Origin of the sequence: Janthinobacterium aestuarii (genome assembly GCF_046113285.1) — a bacterium.
GTDB lineage: Bacteria > Pseudomonadota > Gammaproteobacteria > Burkholderiales > Burkholderiaceae_D > Janthinobacterium.
The window spans coordinates 832,404-856,903 of sequence record NZ_CP142524.1; the positions used below are offsets into that span (position 1 = coordinate 832,404).

Sequence of the window (24,500 nt, forward strand, 5' to 3'; positions counted from 1 at the left end):
GATTCATGAAGATGCAGACCCCCGCGCCTGACGCGTGCAATACCCTCCATCCCCACACACCGATTGCCTTGCCGTATGCGCGCGCCGGCGGCGTGACCCTGGCCATGAGCGCGGCCGCCACGCGTGCCGGCGCGGTGCGCTGCGTGCAGGCGGCCACGCCGTGGCCCGCCTTGCGTCCGGTCCAGGCATGACGGCCGGCTTGCACCCGCACTTGCCTTTGCAGGGCAAGCGTGGGCTGGTGGTGGGCATCGCCAATGCGCAAAGCATCGCATGGGGCTGCGCCAGCGCGCTGCGCGCGGCCGGTGCCGAACTGGCCGTGACCTGGCTCAATGACAAGGCCCGTCCATACGTGGAGCCGCTGGCGCAGCAAGTGCAGGCGGCCATCATGGCGCCGCTCGACGTGGCCGTGCCGGGTCAATTGGAGGCGCTGTTCGCGCAGATCGGACGGCAGTGGGGCGCCATCGATTTCGTCGTCCATTCCATTGCCTACGCGCCGAAACAGGATTTGCATGGCAGGGTCACGGACAGTTCGGCCGACGGTTTCGCGCAGGCCATGGATGTCTCCTGCCATTCCTTCATGCGCATGGCGAAGCTGGCCGAACCCCTGATGCCGGACGGCGGCAGCCTGATGACCATGAGCTACCTGGGCGCCGAGGAAGTCATCGCCGACTACGGCCTGATGGGGCCCGTGAAGGCGGCGCTGGAAGCGTCGGTGCGCTACCTGGCCGCCGAACTGGGGCCGCAAGGCATCCGCGTCAACGCCATTTCGCCGGGCCCACTGGAGACGCGGGCCGCTTCCGGCATCGCCCATTTCGACCGCCTGATGGCCGACGCCATCGAACGCTCGCCCATGCGCCGCCTGGCCACCATCGAGGACGTGGGCGCGCTGTGCGCCTTCCTCGCCGGCGACGGCGCGCGCGCCATCACGGGCGGCACCCTGTATGTCGATGGCGGCTACAACATTCTGAATTGACTGGAAGAAGATGACCATGGCTGTTTCTACTTTGTCCAACCGCGCCAGGACGGCCGCGCTGGCCACCGCGCTGGCCCTGGCCGGCTGCGCCTCGCTGGCGCCGCCGTACGCGCCGCCGCCGCTGCCCGTGGCGGCGCAGTATCCGGAAGCCGATCCGGCCGGCGCGCAGGCGCCCGACGTCGCCTGGCAAGCCTACTTTGCCGACCCGCGCCTGCAGGCGCTCATTGCGCAGGCGCTGGCCGGCAACCGCGACATCCGCATCGCTGCCCTGCGCGTGGAAGAAGCGCGCGCCGCGTATGGCATCCAGCGCGCGGAGCAGTTCCCCACCATCGCGCTGGGCGCCTCCGGCAGCCGCGCACGCGTGCCAGACGACCTGAGTCCGACGGGCCGCGCCATGACGAGCGCGCAGTACCAGGCGGGCTTGAACGTGAGCGCCTGGGAACTCGATTTCTGGGGCAGGGTGCGCAGCCTGAAGGACAGCGCCCTGCAAACCCTGCTGGCAAGCGACGAGGCGCGCCGCGCCGTCGGCGTGGCCCTGGTGGCGCAGGTGGCCAATGGCTATCTGGGCTTGCGCGAACTCGACGAGCGCGTGGAACTGGCGCGCGCCACCGTCGACAGCCGCGCCGAATCGCTGCGCATCTTCACGCGCCGCTTCGAGGTGGGGTCGATCTCCAAGCTGGACCTGACGCAGGTCGAAACCCTGCTCAGCCAGGCCCTGTCGCTGTCGGCACAGCTGGAGCAGGCGCGCGCCGTGCAGGCGCATGCGCTGGCCCAGCTGGTGGGCGGCCCCGTCGACCTGACGCCAGTGGCTGGCGAGGTGCGCCGCTTTGACGACGCCAGCGTGCTGCAGCCGCTGCATGCGGGCCTTCCCTCGGCCTTGCTGACGCAGCGTCCCGACCTGATGGCGGCCGAGCACCAGTTGCGCGCCGCGCAAGCCAATATCGGCGCCGCGCGCGCCGCCTTCTTCCCCACCATTTCGCTGACGGCGGCTTATGGCACGGCCAGCGCGGAATTGAGCGGCCTGTTCGACTCGGGCAGCGGCGCCTGGAATTTCGCGCCGCGCCTGGTACTGCCGATTTTTGACGCGGGCCGCATCCGCGCCAATATGGACCTGGCCGAGGTACGCCGCGACGTGGCCGTGGCCAATTATGAAAAGAGCGTGCAGGGCGCCTTCCGCGAAGTGGCCGACGCGCTGTCGAACCGGCGCTGGCTGGCGCTGCAGGTCGATATCGGCAAGACCACCTTGGCCGCGCAGAGCGAACGCGCGCGCCTGGCCAAGCTGCGCTACGACAATGGCGCCGCGCCCTACCTGGAAGTGCTCGATGCACAGCGCGACCTGCTGACGGTCGAGCAGCAGCTGGTGCAGACGCGCCGCGCGCTGCTGTCCAGCCAGGTCAGCCTGTACGCGGCCCTGGGCGGCGGCGCACCCGCACCCGCCGCCGCTTCCACCCACTAATTTGATCGCCCCGATACCATGAATGCTCAACTGAAGAAAAAACTCATCCCCGCGGCGCTCGTCGTGGCCGTTCTCGTGCTGGGCTACGTGGCCTGGCAAAAAATGCGCCCCACGGGCCCTGGCGAAGGTTTTGTCAGCGGCAATGGCCGCATCGAGGCGACGGAAGTCGACGTCGCCACCAAGCTGGCCGGCCGGGTCAAGGAGATCCTCGTGCGCGAGGGCGACTTCGTCAAGGCGGGCCAGCCGCTGGCCACCATGCAGGTCGACTCGCTGACGGCCCAGCGCGACGAGGCGCGCGCGCGCCAGCAGCAGGCGTCCGATGCCGTGGTCGGCGCGCAGGCGCAGGTGGCCGTGCGCGAAAGCGACAAGGCGGCCGCGCTGGCCATGGTGGCGCAGCGCGAAAGCGAACTCGATGCGGCCAGGCGCCGCCTGGCCCGTTCCGAAACCCTGTCGAAGGAAGGCGCTTCCTCGGTGCAGGAACTCGACGACGACCGCGCCCGCGTGCGCAGCGTGGCCGCCGCCCTGAATGCGGCCAAGGCGCAGGTGACGGCGGCGCAGGCGGCCATCGATGCGGCAAAAGCGCAGGTGGTCGGTTCGCGTTCCGCTGTCGTGGCCGCCGAGGCGACCACGGCGCGCATCGATTCCGACCTGGCCGATGGCCAGCTGACGGCACCGCGCGACGGCCGCGTGCAATACCTGGTGGCGCAGCAGGGCGAAGTATTGGCCGGCGGCGGCAAGGTGCTCAACCTGGTCGACCTGTCGGACGTCTACATGACCTTCTTCCTGCCCGAGACGGCGGCCGGCAAGGTGGCGATGGGCGGCGAAGTGCGCCTCATCCTCGACGCGGCGCCCAATTACGTGATTCCCGCGACGATTTCGTTTGTCGCCGCCAGCGCGCAGTTCACGCCGAAGACGGTGGAAACGGCCAGCGAGCGCCAGAAGCTGATGTTCCGCGTGAAGGCGCAGATCAGCCGCGAGCTGCTGCAAAAGCACCTGGCCCTGGTCAAAGTGGGTTTGCCGGGCGTGGCCTGGGTGCGCCTCGATGCGAAGCAGCCCTGGCCCGCTGAACTGACGGCCAAGGTTCCGCAGTGAGCATGGACGTGACTTCCTTTGTCGTCAGCATCAAGGGCGTCAGCCAGCATTACGGCAAGACGGTGGCGCTCGACGGCGTCGACCTCGACGTGCCGGCCGGCCGCATGGTGGGGCTGATCGGCCCCGATGGCGTGGGCAAATCGAGCCTGCTGTCGCTGGTGGCCGGCGCGCGCGCCGTGCAGCAGGGCAGCGTGATGGCGCTGGGCGGCGACATGCGCGATGCGCGCCACCGCGACGACGTCTGCCCGCGCATCGCCTACATGCCGCAAGGCCTGGGCAAGAATCTGTATCCGACCCTGTCGGTCGAGGAAAACCTGCAGTTTTTCGCGCGCCTGTTCGGCCATGACGCGGCCGAGCGCCGCCGCCGCATCGACCAGCTGACCCGCAGCACGGGCTTGCAGCCCTTCCTCGCGCGCCCGGCGGGCAAGCTGTCGGGCGGCATGAAGCAGAAGCTGGGCCTGTGCTGCGCCCTGATCCACGATCCCGACCTGCTCATTCTCGATGAGCCGACCACCGGCGTCGATCCGCTGGCGCGCGCCCAGTTCTGGGACCTGATCGCCGGCATCCGGGTGCAGCGCCCGCAAATGAGCGTGATGGTGGCCACCGCCTACATGGACGAGGCGCAGCGTTTCGACTGGTTAGTCGCCATGGATGACGGCAAGGTGCTCGATACGGGCACGCCGGCCGAACTGCTGGCGCGTACCGAAAGCGGCAACCTGGAAGCGGCCTTCATCAAGCTGCTGCCCGAAGCCAAGCGCGCCGGCCACCAGCCCGTCGTGATCACGCCGCTGGACGCCGCCAGCGCGCAGGACGTCGCCATCGAGGCCAAAGACCTGACCATGCGCTTCGGCGATTTTACGGCCGTCGACCATGTGAATTTCCGCATCGGCCGCGGCGAGATCTTCGGCTTTCTCGGTTCGAACGGCTGCGGCAAATCGACCACCATGAAGATGCTCACGGGTCTGCTGCCGGCCACGGAAGGCAAGGCCTGGCTGTTCGGCAAGGAAGTCGATTCCAACGACATCGACACGCGCCGCAGGGTCGGCTACATGTCGCAGGCGTTTTCCCTGTACAGCGAACTGACGGTGCGCCAGAACCTGGTGCTGCACGCGCGCCTGTTCCACGTGCCGGAGGGCGAGATCCCGGCGAGGATCGACGAAATGGCGCAGCGCTTCGACTTGCGCGCCGTGATGGACGACTTGCCCGACAGCCTGCCGCTGGGCATACGCCAGCGGCTGTCGCTGGCCGTAGCCATGGTGCACAAGCCGGAAATGCTGATCCTCGACGAGCCGACGTCCGGCGTCGACCCCATCGCGCGCGACAATTTCTGGCGCCTGATGATCGAGCTGGCGCGGCGCGACCGCGTCACCATCTTCATTTCCACCCACTTCATGAACGAGGCCGAGCGCTGCGACCGCATCTCGCTGATGCATGCGGGTAAAGTGCTGGTCAGCGATGCGCCGGCCGAACTGGTGCGCAAGAAGGGCGCGCCGTCGCTGGAGGCGGCCTTCATCGCCTACCTGGAAGAGGCGGGCGGCGGCACGGCAGCGGCGACAGTGCAGGAAACGCCGGCGTCCGTGCCGCAGGAAACGGCACCGGCGCCGCAGCACCGGCGCAGCCGTTTCAGCGTGAGCCGCATGCTCAGCTACATGTGGCGCGAGGCGCTGGAATTGCGCCGCGACCCCGTGCGCCTGACCCTGGCGCTGGGCGGCTCCGTGCTGCTGCTGTTCGTCATCGGCTTCGGCATCAGCCTGGACGTCGAAGACTTGAGCTATGCGGTGCTCGACCATGACCAGACGACCCTGAGCCAGAATTACACGAACAACCTGGCCGGCTCGCGCTACTTCGTCGAGCGCCCGCCGCTGCGCGACTATGCCGATATCGACAAGCGCATGCGCAGCGGCGAACTGTCGCTGGCCATCGAGATCCCGCCCGGCTTCGCGCGCGACGTGCAGCGCGGCGCGCCGGCGCAGGTGGGCGCGTGGATCGACGGCGCCATGCCGATGCGCGCCGAAACCGTGCAGGGCTACGTGCAGGGCATGCATCAGCTGTGGCTGGCCGACCAGGCCTTGCACCGCTACGGCATCACGATGAGCAATCCCGTCGCCATCCAGACGCGCTACCGCTACAACCCGGACGTGAAAAGCCTGCCCGCCATGGTGCCGGCCGTGATTCCTCTGCTGCTGCTGATGCTGCCGGCCATGCTGGCGGCGCTGTCCGTGGTGCGCGAAAAGGAACTCGGTTCCATCATCAACCTGTACGTGACGCCCGTCACGCGCCTGGAATTCTTGCTCGGCAAGCAGGTGCCCTACGTCGTGCTGGCCATGTTCAACTTCGTCCTCATGGCCCTGCTGGCCGTCACGGCCTTCGGCGTGCCGATCAAGGGCAGCCTGCCGACCCTGATCGGCGCCACCTTCATCTTCAATATCTGCGCCACGGGCATCGGCCTGTTCGCCTCGACCTTTACGCGCAGCCAGATCGCGGCCCTGTTCGTGACCATGATCGGCACCATGATCCCGGCCATCCAGTTTTCCGGCCTGCTCAATCCCGTCTCGTCGATGGAAGGCGTGGGCAAGGCCATCGGCCTGATGTACCCCGCCACGCACATGCTCAATATCAGCCGCGGCGTGTTCAACAAGGCGCTGGGCTTTGGCGACTTGCACGCCTCGTTCTGGCCCCTGCTCGTCGCCATTCCCGTGATCCTCGGCGTGACGGTGGCGCTGCTGAAGAAACAGGAGAGCTGATATGCGCCACCTTGAAAACATCTACCGCCTGGGCGTGAAGGAAATCTGGAGCCTGATCCGCGATCCGATGATGCTGATCCTGATCCTCTACACGTTCACCCTGGCCATCTACGTGGCCGCCACGGCCAAGCCGGAAACCCTGCACATGGCCTCGATCGCCATCGTCGACGAGGATGGCTCGCCGCTGTCCGCGCGCATCGCCTCGGCCTTCTTCCCGCCCCAGTTCACGCCGCCGGCCATGATCAACCAGAGCCAGGTCGATGCGGGTCTCGATGCGGGCCGGTACACCTTCGTGCTGACGATCCCGCCCAAGCTGCAGGCCGACGTGCTGGGCGGGCGCCAGGCGGAATTGCAGCTGAACGTGGACGCCACGCGCATGAGCCAGGCCTTCAGCGGCAGCGGCTACATCCAGCAGATCGTCGCTGGCGAGATATCGGAATTCGCCAAGCGCTACCGGGGCGCAACCGTCTCGCCCGTGGAGCTGGTGATGCGCGCGCGCTTCAACCCGTCGCTGAGCCAGGCCTGGTTCGGCTCGCTGATGGAGCTCATCAACCAGGTGACGATGCTGTCGATCATTTTGACGGGCGCGGCGCTGATACGCGAGCGCGAACACGGCACCATCGAGCATTTGCTGGTGATGCCCGTGACGCCGGCCGAGATCATGCTGGGCAAGGTCTGGTCGATGGGCCTGGTGGTGCTGCTGGCCGCCGCCCTGTCGCTGAACCTGGTGGTGCGCGGCATGCTGCACGTGCCGATCGAAGGCTCGATCGCGCTGTTCCTGTGCGGCGCGGCCCTGCACCTTTTCGCCACCACCTCGATGGGCATTTTTCTGGCCACCGTGGCGCGCAGCATGCCGCAGTTCGGCATGCTCCTGATCCTCGTGCTGCTGCCGCTGCAGATGCTCTCGGGCGGCAGCACGCCGCGCGAAAGCATGCCCGAGCTGGTGCAGAACATCATGCTGATCGCCCCGACCACGCATTTCGTCGAATTGAGCCAGGCGATCCTGTACCGGGGCGCCGGCATCGACGTGGTGTGGAAACCGTTCCTGGCCCTGCTGGCCATCGGCACGGCCCTGTTTACCTTCGCGCTGGCGCGCTTTCGCAAGACCATCAGCCAGATGGCGTAGCCCCCGCGCCGGAATGGTCCGGCGTTTTTTTGCATGAAAAGGATAGCCATGACAACCGAAGCTGCACCATTTTTCTCCACCGGCGGCTTGCCGTCCCTGGGCATGCTGGGCGATTATGCGCGCGACTCGTGGCAGCGCATCGTGCTGTACGCGGACGTGATGCGCCGGCGCGGCAACCAGTACCAGGAGCACCTGGCCGAGGAAGTGCCGAACGTGCTCGACTTCCCCGCCGAACTGGTGATGTCGGGCCTGGAGCTGGCGCGCCCCGTCAACTACGGCCTGGCGCGCATTTTGACGCCCGATGCGCCCGAACCTGAGCCATCGAAACGGCCGTTTGTCGTCGTCGATCCGCGCGCCGGCCACGGTCCCGGCATCGGCGGCTTCAAGGCCGAGAGCGAGATCGGCGTGGCCCTGCGCGCCGGCCACCCGTGCTACTTCATCGGCTTCCTGCCCGATCCCGTGCCGGGACAGACGGTGGAAGACGTGATGCATGCCGAGGCGGCCTTCCTGGAAAAAGTCATCGCCCTGCATCCGCTCAGCGAAGGCAAGCCCGTCGTCATCGGCAATTGCCAGGCGGGCTGGCAAATCCTCATGACGGCGGCCATGCGCCCGGAATTGTTCGGTCCCATCATCGTGGCCGGCGCGCCCGTGTCCTATTGGGCCGGCTGGCATGGCCGCAACCCGATGCGCTACGCTGGCGGCCTGATGGGCGGCAGCTGGGCCACGGCGCTGGCGGGCGACCTGGGCAACGGCCGTTTCGACGGCGCCAGCCTGGTGCAGAATTTCGAAAAGCTCAACCCGGCCAATACCCTGTGGAGCAAGCAGTACAACCTGTACGCGAACATCGATACGGAAGCGCCCCGCTACCTGGAATTTGAAAAATACTGGGGCGGCCATGTGTTCCTCAACGACGTCGAGATGCAGTACATCGTCGACAATCTGTTCATCGGCAACCGCCTGGCCACGGCCGAATTGATCACCTCCGACGGCGTGCGCCTGGACTTGCGCAATATCCGTTCGCCCATCGTCGTATTCTGCTCGAATGGCGACAACATCACGCCGCCGCCGCAGGCGCTGGGCTGGATCACGGACCTGTACCGCGACGACAAGGACGTGCTGATGCACGACCAGACCATCGTCTACGCCGTGCATGACAGCATCGGCCACCTGGGCATCTTCGTCTCGGCCAAGGTGGGGCACAAGGAACACCAGAAATTCGCCAGCAATATCGACCTGATCAACCTCCTGCCGGCCGGTATCTACGAAGCACGGATCGTCGACAAGACGCCCGACACGCCGAATGCCGACCTGGCCAGCGGCGATTATGTGCTGCAGGTCGAGCACCGCGGCATCGAGGACGTGCGCGCCATCGTGCAGCCTAGCGTGGAAAACGACCGCAAGTTCGCCGCCGCCGCGCGCGTATCCGAGGTGAACCTGGCCCTGTACCGCACGTTCGCGCAGCCGTGGGTGCGCGCCATGGTCACGCCGCAGACCGCGCGCTTCCTGCAGCTTGCGCATCCGCTGCGCGTGTCGTACGAGCGCTGGACCGACCACAATCCGCTGGCCAGACTGGTGGCCAGGGAGGCGGAAAAAGTGCGCGCCCATCGCCAGCCGGTATCGCCCGACAACCCGCTGCTGGCCATGCAGGAAGCCGTCTCCGGCGCCATCACGGCCGGTTTGAACGGCTGGCGCGACTGGCGCGATACTGTGCAGGAAACCACCTTCGACCTGGTGTACGGCTCGCCCCTGGTGCAGGCGCTGACGGGACAGACCATCGGCGATGCCACGCCGCCGCGCCCCCATCCCGGCATCTCGCCCGAGCATTGCGAATACGTGCGCTGCGAAACGCGCAAGATGGACGAGGACATGCAGCGCGGCGGCCTGGTGGAAGCGGCCGTGCGCGCGCTGTTCTACATCTACCGCTTCCGCATGATCGCCGACGAGCGCAGGGTCAACCTGGCCCTCAAATTGATCAAGCCGCAATACCGGCAGGAGGTCAGCATGGAGGAATTCCGCGGCATCGTGCGCCAGCAGGCGCGCCTGATGCTGCATGATTTCGATGCCGCCATCGCCGCCTTGCCGGCCTTGCTGTCGCGCGCCGATCCGGACGACATCGGCGCGCTGGCCGAATGGCTGCAGCAAGTGCTGCAGGTGCCCGAGCCGCCGACGCCGGACGAGGAAGCAAGCCTGCAGCAGATGCTGGACGTCTTCGACCGCGCAGTCAAGCAGCAGGCGCAGGCGCTGCCGCCGGACGCGCGCGCATCCCATGCCGGACCCAAAGCCAAACCGGCCAAACACATTACCTCTGCCTAGAAGACCACGATGACTACTACCCAAGACGATGATCTGCATATCGTGCGTAACCGCACCTTCGACCAGATCGCCATCGGCGACACTGCCAGCATCACGCGCACCCTGAGCATGGACGATATCGCCCTGTTCGCAGTGATGTCGGGCGATGACAACCCGCAGCACCTCGATACGGAATTTGCCGCCGCCACCCGTTACCAGGGCGTGATCGCGCACGGCATGTGGGGCGCTTCCCTCATATCCGCCGTGCTGGGCACGCGCCTGCCCGGCGCCGGCACCGTCTACACGGGCCAGACCCTGCGTTTTTTGCAACCCGTGCGCGTGGGCGATACCTTGGCCATCAGCGTTACCGTCACGGCGCGCGAGCCGCGCAGCCGCCACGTGACCCTGGCTTGCCGCTGCGTCAACCAGCATGGCGCCGTGGTGCTCGACGGCGAGGCGCAGGTGATCGCGCCGGCCGAGCAGATCGAGCGGGCGCGCGCCACCTTGCCCGAAGTGCGCCTGCATAACGGCGACGGCACGCGGCGCCTGCTCGAGCACGCACGTACGCTGGGGCCGATCCGGGTCGCCGTGATCCACCCCTGCGATGAACTGAGTCTGTCTGGCGCGCTGGACGCGCATGCGGCCGGCCTGATCACGCCCGTGCTGGTGGCGCCGCGCGCGCGCCTGGAAGCGGTGGCGCTGGAGGCGGGCCTGAGCCTGGCCGGCATCGCCATCGAGGACGTCGAGCATAGCCATGCTGCCGCCGCGCGCGGCGCCGAACTGGCGGGCAAGGGCGAAGTCGAGGCGCTGATGAAGGGCAGCCTGCATACGGACGAACTGATGTCGGCCGTGCTGTCGGCCAGCGCCGGCCTGCGCACCAAGCGCCGCATCAGCCACTGCTTCCTGATGCAGACGCCCGCCTATCCGCGCCCTTTCATCATCACGGATGCCGCCATCAATATCGCGCCCAACCTGGCCATGAAGGCCGACATCGTGCGCAACGCCATCGACCTGGCGCACGTGATCGGCGTGGCCTGCCCGCGCGTGGCCATCCTGGCCGCCGTGGAAACGGTGAACGCGGACATGCCGGCGACTTTGGACGCGGCCGCCCTGTGCAAGATGGCCGACCGCGGACAGATCACGGGCGCCATCCTCGACGGCCCGCTGGCTTTTGATAACGCCGTGTCGATCGCCGCCGCCACCGTCAAGGGCATCGTCTCGGAAGTGGCGGGCCGCGCCGACATCCTGCTGGTGCCAGACCTGGAAAGCGGCAACATGCTGGCCAAGCAGCTCGAGTACATGGGCGACGCGGACAGCGCCGGCATCGTGCTGGGCGCGAAGATCCCCGTCATCCTCACCAGCCGCGCCGATTCGCGCGCCAGCCGCATCGCCTCGTGCGCCATCGCCGTGATGCTGGCCAACCATTACCGGAGCACGCCGCCATGAACGCGCCAACCACCCACGCCGACGGCACCCTGATCCTGGTGCTCAATTGCGGCTCGTCGAGCATCAAGTTCGCCCTGTTCGAGCAGGCGGGCGGCGTGCTGCCGCAGCAGGCGCAATGGAGCGGCAAGGTCGAAGGCATCGGCCGCGAAAACGCCACCTACCGCGCCGGCGGCCTGCCGGCGGTGGCCTTGCAGCTCGATGCGGAGCAGCCGCATCATGCGGCGCTCGAATACATCCGCGCGCAAGTGGTGGCGCAGCTGGACGGGCGTGCGCTGCGCGCCGTGGCGCACCGCGTGGTGCATGGCGGCAGCAAGTACTTCGCCCCCGTGCGCATCGATTTCAAGGTATTGGCGGACCTGAAAAGCTATGTGCCGCTGGCGCCCCTGCACCAGCCGTTCGCGCTCGAGGCGATCGAGGTGCTGCTCACATCGCGGCCCGACATCGCCCAGGTGGCGTGCTTCGACACGGCCTTCCACCACACGGTGCCGCAGGTCGAGCAGATGCTGGCCCTGCCTTACGATGCGTGGGAGCGGGGCTTGCGCCGCTATGGTTTCCACGGCCTGTCGTACGAATACCAGTCGCTGGTGCTGGAGCAGCGTTTCGGCGCTGTCGCGCGCGGCAAGGTCATCGTGGCCCACCTGGGCAGCGGCGCCAGCCTGTGCGCCATGGACAATTTGCACAGCGTGGCCACCACCATGGGCTTTTCCGCGCTCGACGGTCTGATGATGGGCACGCGCTGCGGTTCGCTCGATCCTGGCGCCGTGATCTACCTGATGGAAATCGAAAAGCTGTCGCTGGAAAAAGTGGCGCATGTGCTGTACCACGAGTCGGGCTTGCTGGGCGTGTCCGGCGTGTCGGCGGACCCGCCGGTCTTGCTGGCGCAGCAGGACCGGCAAGATGCGACGGGCGAACGCATCCGCGCCGCGCTGGCCTTATATATCCGCCGCATCGTGCGCGAGATCGGCGCCCTGACGGCCGTGCTGGGCGGGCTGGACATGCTGGTGTTTACGGCCGGCATCGGCGAGCACAGCGCCGAACTGCGCCAGCGCATCTGCGCCGAGCTCGGTTTTATCGGCCCCGTGCTCGATGCGCAGGCCAATGCGCGCAACGCCAGCCTTATCTCCACCGATGCCAGCCGCATCGTGGTGGGCGTGGAGCCGGCCAACGAGGAGTGGGTGGCGGCGCGCCACGCGGCGCTGGCCGTGGGCGCATGAGGATCTGAAGCGTCAGGCCGCGCTCGATGGGAAATTTGCCGATTTGCATATATTTCTCGTTGAGTGCGCTACCGCACTGTGTGGTTTGCCAGTTATCTTTACTATGAAGTCATGCCATTGCGCTACATCAAGAAACAGCGCGATGCCTGGCAAATTTTGAACATTTTGCCCGCCTTTAGTAAGAATAAAATTAAACCATATTGAAAGGTCTCATCATGAACAAATTACTCGCCGCACTGATCGCTACCCTGTTTGCTACCGCCGCCTTCGCTCAAACCGCGCCGGCCACGGAAGCTGTCGTGAAAGCCCAGGCTTCCGCGCAAAAAGACGTCAACAAGGCTGCCGCTTCGGAAGCCAAAGTCGATGCCAAGGCTGACGCCAATGTCGCCAAGGCCGAGATGAAGGCTGACGAAAAGAAAGCTGACGCCCATCACAAGGCGAACAAAACCAAAGCCAAGGCCCATGACAAAGTCGTCAACGCCGATGCGGAAGACAAGCTGAAAGCGGAAGCCAAGGCAGACAAAACCGATGCCAAGGCCGATGCGAAAGCCACCAAGGCTGCCGTAAAAGCGAACGCCAAGGTCGCCAAGGAAAAAGTGGAAGCGAATGCCGACAAAGCCCTCGCCGCCACCAAGACGGAAGAAGCCAAGGCCAAAGCCGACGCTGAAGTCAAGGCCGCCGCCGCCAAGTAATTCCCCGTTTGCGGGCCACGGCCCGCAAGCCAAAAAGACAGCTTCGGCTGTCTTTTTTTCGTCTGCCACTTTTTTCGGGCACCGCTTGCCAGTCTTGATCTGGCACAAATGCTCCTCTTTTCGCCGTGCCATAGTGAATTGGCAAACAGACGAAGGAGACACCATGAGCACCGCTAAAACGAAAAAATTACCGGCCACCGGTTCGGCCGAAGGCGCGCCGGCCATGCAGTCCATGCAGTCCATGCCGGTCGAGGGCGACGTGCATGCCGGTACTGATGCGGCGGGCGCCGACGCCATGCCGGGGCCGCGCCTGGGCATGTCGTACGCGGACCAGGCGGCGCTCGCGCAGGGCGCGGCCGCGGCGAACGGCGGCGACATGCCGGGCGGCGGCATGCAGCAGGCATCGCAGGGCATGGCCGGCGCCAGTTGCATGCACGTGGGCGATGGCGGCGGCATGGGGGGCGACCGCGATGGCGGGGGCGGTGGAGGCGGCATGGGCGGCGACGGCGGCGGCCAGGGCGGCGGTACGCCGCAGGTGCGCACCTGCGCCACGATGGACGTGCATCGCCGCCTGCTGACGGAAGATCCATCGTATGCGAACATCCGCGCCGATATTGAAAACCAGGCTGGCATGTACGAGGGCGCCGGCAGCAGCGCCGGGCGTTCCGGCGTGACGCAGATACCGGTGGTCGTGCACGTGGTGTGGAATACGGCCGCGCAGAATATTTCGGATGCGCAGATCGCCAGCCAGATCGACGTACTGAACCGTGATTTCCGGCGTGTCAATCCCGATGTGAACAGCACGCCGGCGCCGTTCCTGCCGCTGACGGCCGATGCGCGCGTGGAGTTCGCGCTGGCCACCATCGATCCGCATGGCGCGGCCACCAGCGGCATCGAGCGGCGCCAGACGACCGTGGCCTCGTTTGGCGCCGACGATGCCGTCAAATCGCAGGCGACGGGCGGCATGGATGCCTGGCCGGCCGACAGCTACCTGAATATCTGGGTGTGCCAGCTGGGCGGCGGCTTGCTCGGCTACGCGCAGTTTCCCGGCGGCCCGGCCGCCACCGACGGCGTGGTGATCCTGCAATCGGCCTTCGGCACGACGGGAACGGCGGCGCCGCCGTTCCACCTGGGGCGCACTGCCACGCATGAAATCGGCCACTGGCTTAACCTGAACCATATCTGGGGCGACGACGGCACCGGCTGCTCGGGCACGGACAACGTGGCCGACACGCCGAACCAGGGCGGACCGAACACGGGCCAGCCTTCGTTCCCCCACATTTCCTGCAGCAACGGGCCGAATGGCGACATGTTCATGAACTACATGGATTACGTCGACGATCCCGCCATGTTCATGTTCACGGCGGGCCAGGTGGCGCGCATGCAGGCCTGTCTCGACGGTCCGCGCGCCAGCATCGGCACGGGGACGGGCGGCACGGGCGCTACGCCGCGCCAGAGTTCTTCCCCCGTCGTGGCCTGGGGCGCGAACCGCCTCGACGTCTTCGTGCTGGGCACCGACCGCGCGCTGTACCACAAGGCCTGGAACGGCACGGCCTGGGCGCCGTCCATCACCGGCTATGAAGGGCAGGGCGGCATCTGTACCAGCGCCCCGCAGGTGGTGTCGTGGGCGCCGAACCGGCTCGACGTGTTCGTCACGGGCACCGACAGCGGCTTGTTCCACAAATGGTGGAACGGCACGGCCTGGGGCCCGTCCCTGACCGGTTACGAAGCGATGGGCGGGCTGTGCGTGGGCGACCCGCGCGCCGTGGCCTGGGGGCCGAACCGCCTCGACGTGTTTGTCGTCGGCACGGACCGCGGCCTGTATCACAAGTGGTGGAACGGGGCCGCCTGGGGGCCGTCGCTGACGGGCTACGAAGCCATGGGCGGCATCTGCCTGGGTCAGCCGGAAGCCGTGGCGTGGGGGCCGAACCGCCTCGACGTCTTCGTCATCGGCACGGACCGGGCGCTGTACCACAAGTGGTGGGACGGCACGGCCTGGGGACCGTCGCTGACGGGCTACGAGCGCCTGGGCGGCATTTGCACCTCGTCGCCGAAGGCGGTGGCGTGGGGGCCGAACCGGCTCGACGTCTTTGTCACGGGCACCGATGGGGCGCTGTACCACAAGTGGTGGGATGGCGCGAAATGGGGGCCTTCCAACGACGGCTTCGAACGTCTGGGCGGCATCTGCGTGGGCGAGGTGGAAGCCGTGTCGTGGGCGCCCAACCGGCTCGACCTGTTCGTCATCGGCACCGATAGCGCCCTGTACCACAAGGCGTGGAACGGCAGCGCCTGGACGCCGTCGCTGACGGGCTTTGAAAGCCTGGGCGGCGTGTGCACTTCGCGCCCGCGCGCCACGGCCTGGGCGGCGAACCGCCTCGACGTGTTTGTCACGGGCACGAATGGCGCCCTGTTCCACAAGGCCTGGAACGGTACGGCCTGGTCGCCTTCCGTGAGCGGCTATGAAAGCCTGGGCGGCGTGGTATCGTGTTTCTGACGTCAATGCGTCAATGCGTGAAACGGGAGGCGGCATGCACGGTATGACAACGGCTTTGCCCAGCGGCAGCTGGACGCATTCCTTCGAGGAGGATGCCGACGGTATCGAGGTGTACCGGCCCACGGCCACCTTCGCCTTTCCTCCCAGCCGCAAGGGGCGCAAGGTGCTGGAGTTTGGCGCGTCCGCCGGCACCATGGCGCAAGGGGAGGCGACATTGACGTCGATGGCGCCCGGCCCCGACGACCGTCCCCGCGCCGGCCCCGTTACCCGGCTGGTGCCCCTGGGCATGGGCCGCTATGCCCTGAGTGATGCTGGCGGGGCGCAGGACGTGATCGACATCGTCGAAGCGACGCCCGACGTGCTGCGCCTGGCGCGGCGTTAAGGCTGGCCGCGCAACTTGTGCGCGAGCGCCGTGCGGTTGCCCACGCCCAGTTTCTGGTAAATCGCATGCAGCTGGTTGCGCACGGTGGCCGGCGACTTGCCCAGTTCCCTGGCGATGCTTTTATACGGCAAGCCTTCGGCCGCCTTGGCCGCCACCAGCCGTTCTGCCGGCGTCAGGCGCTGCATGGCAGCCTGCCTGAAACGTTGTGTGTCATCCTTGCTCTCCTGTCCGTAAGCAGCATGCCGGTGGCATGCCTGCAGGGATAACGGGAGCACGGCGCCTATCTGTAAAATTATTTTCTCTGCTGCCAGATGCGATGAACGAAAAAAAAGACAGGCGTACCTGTCTTTTCGTGTGGCTGGGTGGCGCTCAGCCGATGGCTGCCATCGAGACAGGCTTCAGCTTGGCCGCCAGCGCCTTGCCCTTCTTGGCGCGCTTGCCGAAGTGCTCGGCCAGGGCCGTGGCGCCCAGCGACGCATCCTGCGGTTTCGAGGCCCGGCCGATGCCCGAGACCACCACGCCGCGCTGCGTGATCGGCTGCACGGCCAGCAGCTTGTCCTTGGCATCGAGGTCGATCAGCTTGACGCCGGTGCCGCCCTTGGACAGGGTTTTCATTTCATCGAGGCCGAACACCAGCAGGCGCGCGCCTTCCGTCAAACAGGCCAGGGCGCTGGCTGCCTCGGGGATGACTTTCGGCGCCAAAGGCACGTCGCCATCGTCCAGGGTGATGAAGGCTTTGCCGCCTTTCAGGCGGCTCGTCATGTCGCCCGCCTTGGCGATGAAGCCGTAGCCGGCGCTCGACGCCAGCAGCAAATTGGTGGCGCCATTGCCCGCAAAGTAGTGCAGGATGCGCACGGCGTTGCCCGGCGTGCCGCCGCTCAGGTCGCACAAGGTCGTGATCGGCACGCCGTCGCCGCGCGCGTTGGGCAGCGCCGAGACGGGCACCGAGTAGATCTTGCCGTTGTTGCCAAAGCCCAGCAGGGTGTCGACCGTGCGGCACTCGAAGGCGCCATGCAGGCTGTCGCCCGCCTTGAACGTGAACTGCGCCGCATCGTGGCCGATGCCGGTACGCGCGCGCACCCAGCCTTTTTCCGAGATGATGACGGTGACCGGTTCATCGACCACTTTTTGCTCGGCCACGGCTTTCTGCGCTTCCTCGATCAGGGTGCGGCGCGCGTCGCCGAACTGCTTGGCATCCGCTTCGATCTCGCGGATGATGGCGCGCTTCATCGAGCCCGGGTTGTCGAGCAGGTCCTGCAGCGATTTTTCTTCCTTGCGCAGCTCGGCCAGTTCCTGCTGGATCTTGATCGTTTCCAGGCGCGCCAGCTGGCGCAAACGGATTTCCAGGATATCGTCGGCCTGGCGCTCGGACAGTTTGAACGCCTCGATCAGGGCCGCTTTCGGCTCATCCGAATTGCGGATGATCTGGATCACCTTGTCGATATTGAGCAGGATCGCTTCGCGTCCTTCCAGGATATGGATGCGGTCCTTGACCTTGCCCAGTTTGTAGCCGGTGCGGCGCGTGACGGTCTCGAAACGGAAATCGATCCACTCGCGCAGGATGTCGCCCAGGCCTTTCTGGCGCGGACGGCCGTCGCCGCCTATCATCACCAGGTTGATCGAGGTCGACGATTCCAGCGACGTATGCGCCAGCAGCATAAGCATGAATTCCGTCTGGTCCTGGTTTTTCGACTTCGGCTCGAACACGAGGCGCACGGGCGCGGCGCGGCCCGATTCATCGCGGATGGTGTCGAGCGAATTGAGGATCAGCGCCTTCAGGGCCACCTGGTCCGGCGACAGCGCCTTCTTGCCCAGCTTGATCTTCGGATTCGTCAGTTCCTCGATTTCTTCCAGCACCTTTTGCGAGGAGGTGCCCGGCGGCAGTTCCGTCACGACGGCTTGCCACTGGCCTCGCGCCAGTTCCTCGATCTTCCAGCGCGCGCGCACCTTCATGCTGCCACGGCCGCTCGCGTACATGTCGGCGATCTGCGAGGGCGGCGTGATGATCTGGCCGCCGCCGGGGAAATCGGGGCCGGGCATGATGGCCATCAGCTCGGCGTGCGTCATCTTCGGATCGCGGATCATGGCGACGGCCGCTTTCGCCACTTCGGCCAGGTTGTGCGACGGGATTTCCGTCGCCAGGCCCACGGCGATGCCGGAGGCGCCATTGAGCAGCACCATCGGCAGGCGCGCCGGCAGCAGCTTCGGTTCTTCCGTCGAACCGTCGTAGTTGGGCTGGAAATCCACCGTGCCCATGCCGATTTCATCCATCAGCAGCTTGGCGATCGGCGTCAAACGCGCTTCCGTGTAACGCATGGCCGCGGCGCCGTCGCCGTCGCGCGAGCCGAAGTTGCCCTGGCCATCGATCAGCGGGTAGCGCAGGGAGAAATCCTGCGCCATGCGCACCAGCGCGTCGTACACGGACTGGTCGCCGTGCGGATGCAATTTACCCAGCACGTCGCCGACCACGGCCGCCGATTTGCGCGGCTTGGCCGTGGAATTCAAGCCCAGCTCATTCATTGCATACAGGATGCGGCGCTGCACGGGCTTCTGGCCGTCGCACACGTCGGGCAGGGCGCGGCCCTTGACGACGGAGATGGCGTAATCGAGATAGGCGCGCTCGGCAAAGGTGGACAGGGTCAGCGCTTCGCCGTCGAATACCGGTTCATCCGGCTCGATCGGCTCAGGCTGGGCATCGTCAAATAAATTGGTTTGTGTGGACATGGCGCTTGTTTCGGTGTTAAGTGGTTGCGGTTGAATTCATGGGGGCGATTATGACAGCCCGGATTTGGAAAAGGATTTGCCGTAGGTCTTGTAGATGTAGCACATGGTGAAATACAGCACGGCCAGGGCCAGCTCCACGCTGTTGTGCATCATCTGCATGGCGCGGATGGCCGGGGCCTGGCCGGCCAGCACGACGCTGGCGAGGGACGGCACCAGCACCACCGGCCAGATCGTCTTCCATTTGAAATCGGTGGGGGAAAACAGCAGGCCGGCGCACGACCAGGCATACAGCGCGGCGCCCACGAGGGCGGCCGGCAGCAATTGCAAATACAGTTGCAACAGCAAGCCCGCACAGCCGATCAGCCATGCCGCGCGCAGGCGGGGCAAGAGCGCCTCCGGCCAGCCGCAATCGCCATACAGGCCGGTGGCGCTGCGCAGGGCCAGCGCCGCCAGGCAAAACATCATCGGCATGGCGTCGCCGATGGCCAGCGCCGACTGGCCCTTGCCGCTCATGAACATGGCGGCAAACAGCGACATGCCCAGAACCAGGAGCAGCAGCATGCCATGCAGCAGCTGGCGGTTCATCGCATACGCGAGCAGGGCCGACGCGCACAAGCCGGCCGCAGTGACGAGGCGCACGGTCTCGCTGCGTTCGGGCAGGAACAGCATCAGCGTCAGCAGCAGATAGGGCGCGATCCAGCCCAGCTGCCGCAAGCCGGGCCGCTGCCACAGCACGGGCAGGCGGTCCTGCAGCGCGTCCTGCAGCGAATCCAGGCGCGCGAACAGGGGCGCCGGCCAGCGCAAGGCATGCATGGCCAGCAGAGTAAAGGCCAGCGCCTGGAAACCGAGCAGGCTGGCATAGGCGGCCGCGTCGCCGAGCTTGAAGCCGGCCGCATCGAGCACGCCCGCGAGCATGAAGTGCAGCACGAAGCCCAGGCCGCCCGACGCGAGCGCCGTCTGCTTGAAGTAGCGTTTGCCATGCACGGCGTGTTCCCACTGCTCGAACAGGTCCGTATCGAGCTTGTAGGCCAGCATCTCGCCATGCTGCCAGCGTATCGCGTGCAGCAGTTCGCGCAGCTGCAGCGTGAATTTTTGGTCGAACAGCTGGCGCGCATAGGCGCTTGGTGCCTGCTGCGACATGATGCAGTCCAGGCCGGGGTAGCTGTCGCGGTTGTCGCTGAAATGGGCGAACGAGCGGTCGGCCCGGTAGCGCTGCACGGCGCTGCGTACCAGGTCCGCATGGCTGCGCGCCAGGTAGGAAAAGTCGTGGTCCCAGCCCAGCTGTTCGAACAGGGCTTGGCGCAGCGCCAGGTCATAGCCGGCGCTGGCGCAATAGCGCAGCGCGCACAGCTCGAATTCCTCGCGCACGTCGAGGTTCAGCATGGCGTCGTCCTGCAGCATGCGGGCCAGCGCGTCGCCCGCATCCGCATGCCGCATCCATGCCAGGCAGCCTTGCCACAGATTGGCCGCTTCCTGCGCCGGATCGGTGGCGAGCACGCCCCATAGTTCCGGCGGCGGTGCCTGGTCCTGGGCGATGACGCCCCACAGTTCCGCAGGTGCCTGCTGCGCGGGCTCGTCGATGATGCCCCACAGGTCGGCCGGTTCCATGGGCGGCGCTTCTGGCGCTTGCGCCGCTGCCGTTTCGGCTTCGGCCGCTTGCGCTTCCGGCAGTTCATCAGCAAACAGATGCGCATGGCGCAGCGCGTATTCATACGCTTCGCGCAGCTCCTGGAAGGCGGCAGGATCGTCTTCGGGCCGCGTCACCTTCAGGCGCTTCGCGTACGCGCGCTTGAGGGCGCGCTCGTCGCCGGTCGGCTCCGTGCCGAGGATATCCCACAGGCCGCGCTGGCCGTTGTGCATGCCGCCGTCCATTTACAGGAAGCTCTCGCTCTCGACCTGGCGCAGCACCTCGTCGAGGGCCTGGCGCGCCTTGCGGATGGTGGCCGGGTCCTGCGTTTCCAGCGCGGCCTGGAAATTGGCCGTGTGCGCCGCCAGGTACTGGCGCACGTCGCCCAGCGACTGTTCATACAGGCGGTCGGCGCGCGTGACGAGGGTGCGGTTTTCCATCTGCTCGCGCGGGTGGATCTTCAGGTCGGCCAATTCCGCAAAGCGCTGCTCGATCTGTTCCGGCGTCATCACGCCCGCGTTGTCGCTGATGATCATCTTGTGGCGTTCCTGCGTGGCCAGCACCGTCACTTCCGCTTCCAGCACGCCGCTGACGTCGTAGGTGAAGCGCACGTCGATGCCGATCTCGCCCGCCTTTTTCGCGGGGATCGGGAAGCTGATCTTGCCGAGGAAGACGTTGTCGGCCACCAGGCGCGACTCGCCCTGGAAGATCGCCACGTTGATTTCCTTCTGGTTGTCGTGGATGGTGGTGATGTTTTCCGTGCGCGAGACGGGTACCACGGAGTTGCGCTCGATGATGGGGAGGTAATGCCCGCCCTCATACTGGTTCGCGCCGACCTGGCGCGAAATCGAAATGCCCAGCGAATACGGCGCCACGTCCGTCATGACCACTTCGTCGAGGGCCGCGTCGCGCATCTTCAGGCCCGCCTGCACGGCGGCGCCCAGCGCCACGGCTTCGTCCGGGTCCAGGTGGATGGCGGGGAAGCGGCCGAACATGCGCGAGACCAGTTTACGCACCAGCGGCATGCGCGTGGCGCCGCCGGCCAGCACCACTTCATTCAATTCCGCCGCGCGGATGGTGGCGTCGCGCAGCGCCCGTTCCACGGGCAGGCGCAAACGGGCCAGCAGCGGCTCGCACAATTGCGCCAGCTTGTCTTCGCCGATCTCCCAGCTGTATTCCTTGTCCTGGTAGCGCGTGGCCATGCGCACGGACGGCTGGTCCGACAGCAATCGCTTGACGCGCTCGGCTTCGTCGCGCAGCAGCTGCTGCTGGCGCGGGTCGAGCAGGCGGCTGCCGACGGCGTCGCGCAGGCCGCTGCCTTCCATGAAAGCGTCGACCAGCACGGTGACGAAGTCTTCGCCGCCCAAAAAATTGTCGCCGGCCGAGGCGCGCACTTCCATCACGCCTTCGAACAGTTCCAGGATCGACACGTCGAACGTGCCGCCGCCCAGGTCGAAGACGAGAAATTTGCTTTCCTGTTCCTTGTCGCGGATGCCGTAGGCCAGCGCGGCGGCCGTCGGCTCGTTGAGCAGGCGCTCCACGCGCAGGCCCGCCAGCTGGCCGGCGATGCGCGTGGCCTTGCGCTGCGCATCGCTGAAATACGCGGGCACGGTGATGATGGCTTCCTCGACCTTGTGGCCCAGGAAGGCTTCGGCATCTTCCTTCAGCGCGCGCAGCACCATCGACGACAGTTCTTCCGGGCGGAATTGCTGCGTGCCGAGGGTGATCTTCTTTTCGCTGCCCATGTAGCGCTTGAAGACGGCCGCCGTCAGCTGCGGGTGCGTCTGCAGCCGTTCGCGCGCGGCGCGGCCCACCAGCACGGTGCCGTCGTCGTCGATGCTCACGCATGACGGCGTCAGGTGTTCACCGAGCGCATTCGGGATGATGGAAGCCTTGCCGTCGCGCCAGATGGCGACCAGGCTGTTGGTGGTGCCCAGGTCGATGCCGATGATCATCAGATATCCGCCTCCGCCTCATTGCCGTGTTCCTCGATCCAGGCGCGGCGTCCTGCCGCCTCGCCCTTGCCCATCAACATATTGAAGCGCAAGGCCGAGGCCATGTGGTCGATTTCACCGAGCGTGACGGGCAGCAAACGGCGCGTGTCCGGGTTCATCGTCGTTTCCCACAGCTGCTCGGCGTTCATCTCGCCCAGGCCCTTGAAGCGCGAGATCGACCAGGCGCCCTGTTTCACGCCTTCCTTGCGCAGCTTGTCCTCGATGGCCAGCAGTTCGCCATCGTCGAGCGCATAGATCTTCTGCATCGGCTTCTTGCCGCGCGCCGGCGCGTCCACGCGGTACAAAGGCGGACGGGCGATGCAGATGTGGCCCTTGTTGATCAGGACGGGGAAGTGCTTGAAGAACAGGGTCAGCAGCAGTACCTGGATGTGCGAGCCATCCACGTCCGCGTCCGACAGGATGCAGATCTTGCCGTAGCGCAGGCCCGACAGGTCGGGCGAGTCGCCCACGCTGTGCGGATCGACGCCGATGGCCACCGCAATGTCGTGGATCTCGTTATTGGCGAACAGGCGGTCGCGGTCCGTTTCCCACGAATTGAGCACCTTGCCGCGCAGGGGCAGGATCGCCTGGAATTCCTTGTCGCGGCCCATCTTGGCCGAACCGCCCGCCGAGTCGCCCTCGACGAGGAACAGTTCATTGCGCGCGATGTCCGACGATTCGCAGTCGGTCAGCTTGCCGGGAAGGACGGCCACGCCCGAGGATTTTTTCTTTTCCACTTTTTGCAGCGAGCGCTGGCGCGACTGCGCCTGCTTGATCACGAGCTCGGCCAGCTTCTTGCCGTAATCGACGTGCTGGTTCAGCCACAGTTCCAGCGGCGGCTTGGTGAAGGTCGAGACGAGGCGCACGGCGTCGCGCGAATTGAGGCGTTCCTTGATCTGGCCCTGGAATTGCGGGTCCAGCACCTTGGCCGACAGCACGAACGATGCGCGCGCGAACACGTCTTCCGGCAGCAGTTTCACACCTTTGGGCAGCAGCGAGTGCATTTCGACGAAATTTTTCACGGCGCCGAACAGGCCGTCGCGCAAGCCCGATTCGTGCGTGCCGCCATTCGAGGTGGGAATCAGGTTGACGTACGATTCGCGCACGATGGCGCCTTCTTCCGTCCACGCCACGACCCAGGCCGCGCCTTCGCCTTCGGCAAAGCCTTCCGAGTCCGGGCCAGCGTATTGCGCGCCTTCGAACAGGGGAATCAGGGTTTCGCCATTCGATACCTGCGCCAGCGTTTCGGTCAGGTAGCCGCGCAAGCCTTCCGCGTACTGCCACGTTTGCGTGTCGCCCGTCTTCGCGTTGGTCAGCGTGACGGTCACGCCCGGCAGCAGCACGGCTTTCGAGCGCAGCAGGCGTTGCAGCTCCGTTTGCGAGATGTTCGGCGAATCAAAGTATTTCGCATCGGGCCAGGCCGTGACGCGCGTGCCGGATTTTTTGCCGTCGCGCGGGGCGGGGCGGGAACTCAGGGGCTCGATCACGTCGCCGTTGGCAAACACCATGTGGTGCAAGCCGTTGCCATCGCTTTCCTTGCGCCAGACGGTGATTTCCAGGCGCGTCGACAGCGCATTGGTGACGGACACGCCAACGCCGTGCAAGCCGCCCGAGAACGCGTAGGCGCCGCCCGAACCCTTGTCGAACTTGCCGCCCGCGTGCAGCCGCGTAAACACGATTTCCACCGTCGGCACGCCTTCTTCCGGGTGCAGGCCGACGGGAATGCCGCGGCCATTGTCTTCGACGGTGATGCTGCCATCCGTGTTCTGCGTGACGGCGATATGCGTGCAATGACCGCCCAGCGCCTCGTCGGAGGCATTGTCGATCACTTCCTGAATGATGTGCAGCGGATTTTCAGTGCGGGTGTACATCCCCGGGCGCTGCTTGACGGGTTCCAGTCCTTTCAGGACACGGATGGATGATTCGCTGTAGTCGGATGCTGGTTTTTTAGTGGCCATACGTGTTCAAGCTAAGTAAAGACAGTGGTTGGAACGCCAGGCCAGGGCACTGCGGGCGCAATGACAGCGGCGGCGATAACTGTATGAATATACAGTATATCCCGTCCAGCGTCACTGGGGGAGGGCAGTGCGGCAGGCTTGGCGTCCTTGTGCGGACGCTCGCGCATTCTATCTTGTCCGGCGAGCAATAGCGCTACTCCAAGGCAACAACAGTGCGCCGCGCGCGTGGTTTTGCGCCAATTGTGATGGATTTTATGCGGTAAAGCCGCCTTTTTTACATCTTGTT

17 protein-coding genes are annotated in these 24,500 nt (G+C 66.1%); 12 read left to right on the forward strand and 5 right to left on the reverse strand.

Annotation, left to right across the window (positions count from 1 at the left end; translation table 11 throughout):
• The first annotated feature begins 5 nt into the window (after positions 1-5).
• From OX462_RS03780 to OX462_RS03835, 12 genes are all read left to right on the forward strand, one after another.
• Positions 6-191: a hypothetical protein gene (locus OX462_RS03780; protein ID WP_070224279.1), complete on the forward strand. Its 186-nt coding sequence runs from the start codon at positions 6-8 to the stop codon at positions 189-191.
• Positions 188-973: an enoyl-ACP reductase FabI gene (gene fabI, locus OX462_RS03785; protein WP_409028722.1), complete on the forward strand. Its 786-nt coding sequence runs from the start codon at positions 188-190 to the stop codon at positions 971-973. Before OX462_RS03780 ends, fabI begins: the two co-directional genes overlap by 4 nt.
• A 10-nt stretch (positions 974-983) precedes the next feature.
• Complete coding sequence (locus OX462_RS03790; RefSeq protein ID WP_409027809.1) at positions 984-2,429, forward strand: efflux transporter outer membrane subunit; 1,446 nt, start codon at positions 984-986, stop codon at positions 2,427-2,429.
• Between the two features lie 18 nt (positions 2,430-2,447).
• Positions 2,448-3,521 carry an HlyD family secretion protein gene (locus tag OX462_RS03795; RefSeq protein WP_070224282.1) on the forward strand — a complete coding sequence of 358 codons (1,074 nt, stop codon included), beginning with the start codon at positions 2,448-2,450 and terminating at the stop codon, positions 3,519-3,521.
• A 2-nt stretch (positions 3,522-3,523) separates the two neighbouring features.
• On the forward strand, positions 3,524-6,265 hold the full coding sequence (rbbA, locus tag OX462_RS03800; protein WP_409027810.1) for a ribosome-associated ATPase/putative transporter RbbA: 2,742 nt from the start codon (positions 3,524-3,526) through the stop codon (positions 6,263-6,265).
• A gap of 1 nt (position 6,266) precedes the next feature.
• Positions 6,267-7,391, forward strand: a complete 1,125-nt coding sequence (locus OX462_RS03805) for an ABC transporter permease (RefSeq protein WP_070224284.1) — start codon at positions 6,267-6,269, stop codon at positions 7,389-7,391.
• 48 nt (positions 7,392-7,439) lie between these two features.
• Positions 7,440-9,704 carry a DUF3141 domain-containing protein gene (locus tag OX462_RS03810; RefSeq protein ID WP_409027811.1) on the forward strand — a complete coding sequence of 755 codons (2,265 nt, stop codon included), beginning with the start codon at positions 7,440-7,442 and terminating at the stop codon, positions 9,702-9,704.
• A gap of 9 nt (positions 9,705-9,713) precedes the next feature.
• Positions 9,714-11,129, forward strand: coding sequence for a bifunctional enoyl-CoA hydratase/phosphate acetyltransferase (locus tag OX462_RS03815; protein WP_121670481.1), 1,416 nt, complete (start codon positions 9,714-9,716; stop codon positions 11,127-11,129).
• Entirely contained in the window at positions 11,126-12,343 is a 1,218-nt protein-coding gene (locus tag OX462_RS03820) for an acetate/propionate family kinase (protein ID WP_409027812.1), read from the forward strand. Before OX462_RS03815 ends, OX462_RS03820 begins: the two co-directional genes overlap by 4 nt.
• Positions 12,344-12,558: 215 nt before the next feature.
• Complete coding sequence (locus tag OX462_RS03825; protein ID WP_070224288.1) at positions 12,559-13,035, forward strand: hypothetical protein; 477 nt, start codon at positions 12,559-12,561, stop codon at positions 13,033-13,035.
• Positions 13,036-13,198: 163 nt separating this feature from the next.
• Positions 13,199-15,529 (forward strand): DUF8189 domain-containing protein, encoded by a 2,331-nt coding sequence (locus tag OX462_RS03830; RefSeq protein WP_409027813.1) that lies wholly within the window; start codon positions 13,199-13,201, stop codon positions 15,527-15,529.
• 34 nt (positions 15,530-15,563) lie between these two features.
• A complete protein-coding gene (locus OX462_RS03835) occupies positions 15,564-15,911 on the forward strand; it encodes a hypothetical protein (RefSeq protein ID WP_409027814.1) in 348 nt (115 codons plus the stop codon).
• Here the strand turns inward: OX462_RS03835 and OX462_RS03840 are convergent.
• The 5 genes from OX462_RS03840 to OX462_RS03860 form a co-directional block, all read right to left on the reverse strand.
• Entirely contained in the window at positions 15,908-16,096 is a 189-nt protein-coding gene (locus OX462_RS03840; protein WP_121670477.1) for a helix-turn-helix domain-containing protein, read from the reverse strand. The genes OX462_RS03835 and OX462_RS03840 overlap by 4 nt on opposite strands.
• 184 nt (positions 16,097-16,280) lie before the next feature.
• Positions 16,281-18,635: a DNA topoisomerase IV subunit A gene (gene parC / locus OX462_RS03845; RefSeq protein WP_070288627.1), complete on the reverse strand. Its 2,355-nt coding sequence runs from the start codon at positions 18,633-18,635 to the stop codon at positions 16,281-16,283.
• Between the two features lie 48 nt (positions 18,636-18,683).
• Complete coding sequence (locus OX462_RS03850) at positions 18,684-20,495, reverse strand: hypothetical protein (RefSeq protein ID WP_409027815.1); 1,812 nt, start codon at positions 20,493-20,495, stop codon at positions 18,684-18,686.
• A 12-nt stretch (positions 20,496-20,507) separates the two neighbouring features.
• A complete protein-coding gene (locus OX462_RS03855; RefSeq protein WP_070288625.1) occupies positions 20,508-22,217 on the reverse strand; it encodes a molecular chaperone HscC in 1,710 nt (569 codons plus the stop codon).
• Positions 22,217-24,214, reverse strand: a complete 1,998-nt coding sequence (locus OX462_RS03860; RefSeq protein ID WP_230502052.1) for a DNA topoisomerase IV subunit B — start codon at positions 24,212-24,214, stop codon at positions 22,217-22,219. Before OX462_RS03860 ends, OX462_RS03855 begins: the two co-directional genes overlap by 1 nt.
• Positions 24,215-24,500: the final 286 nt, after the last annotated feature.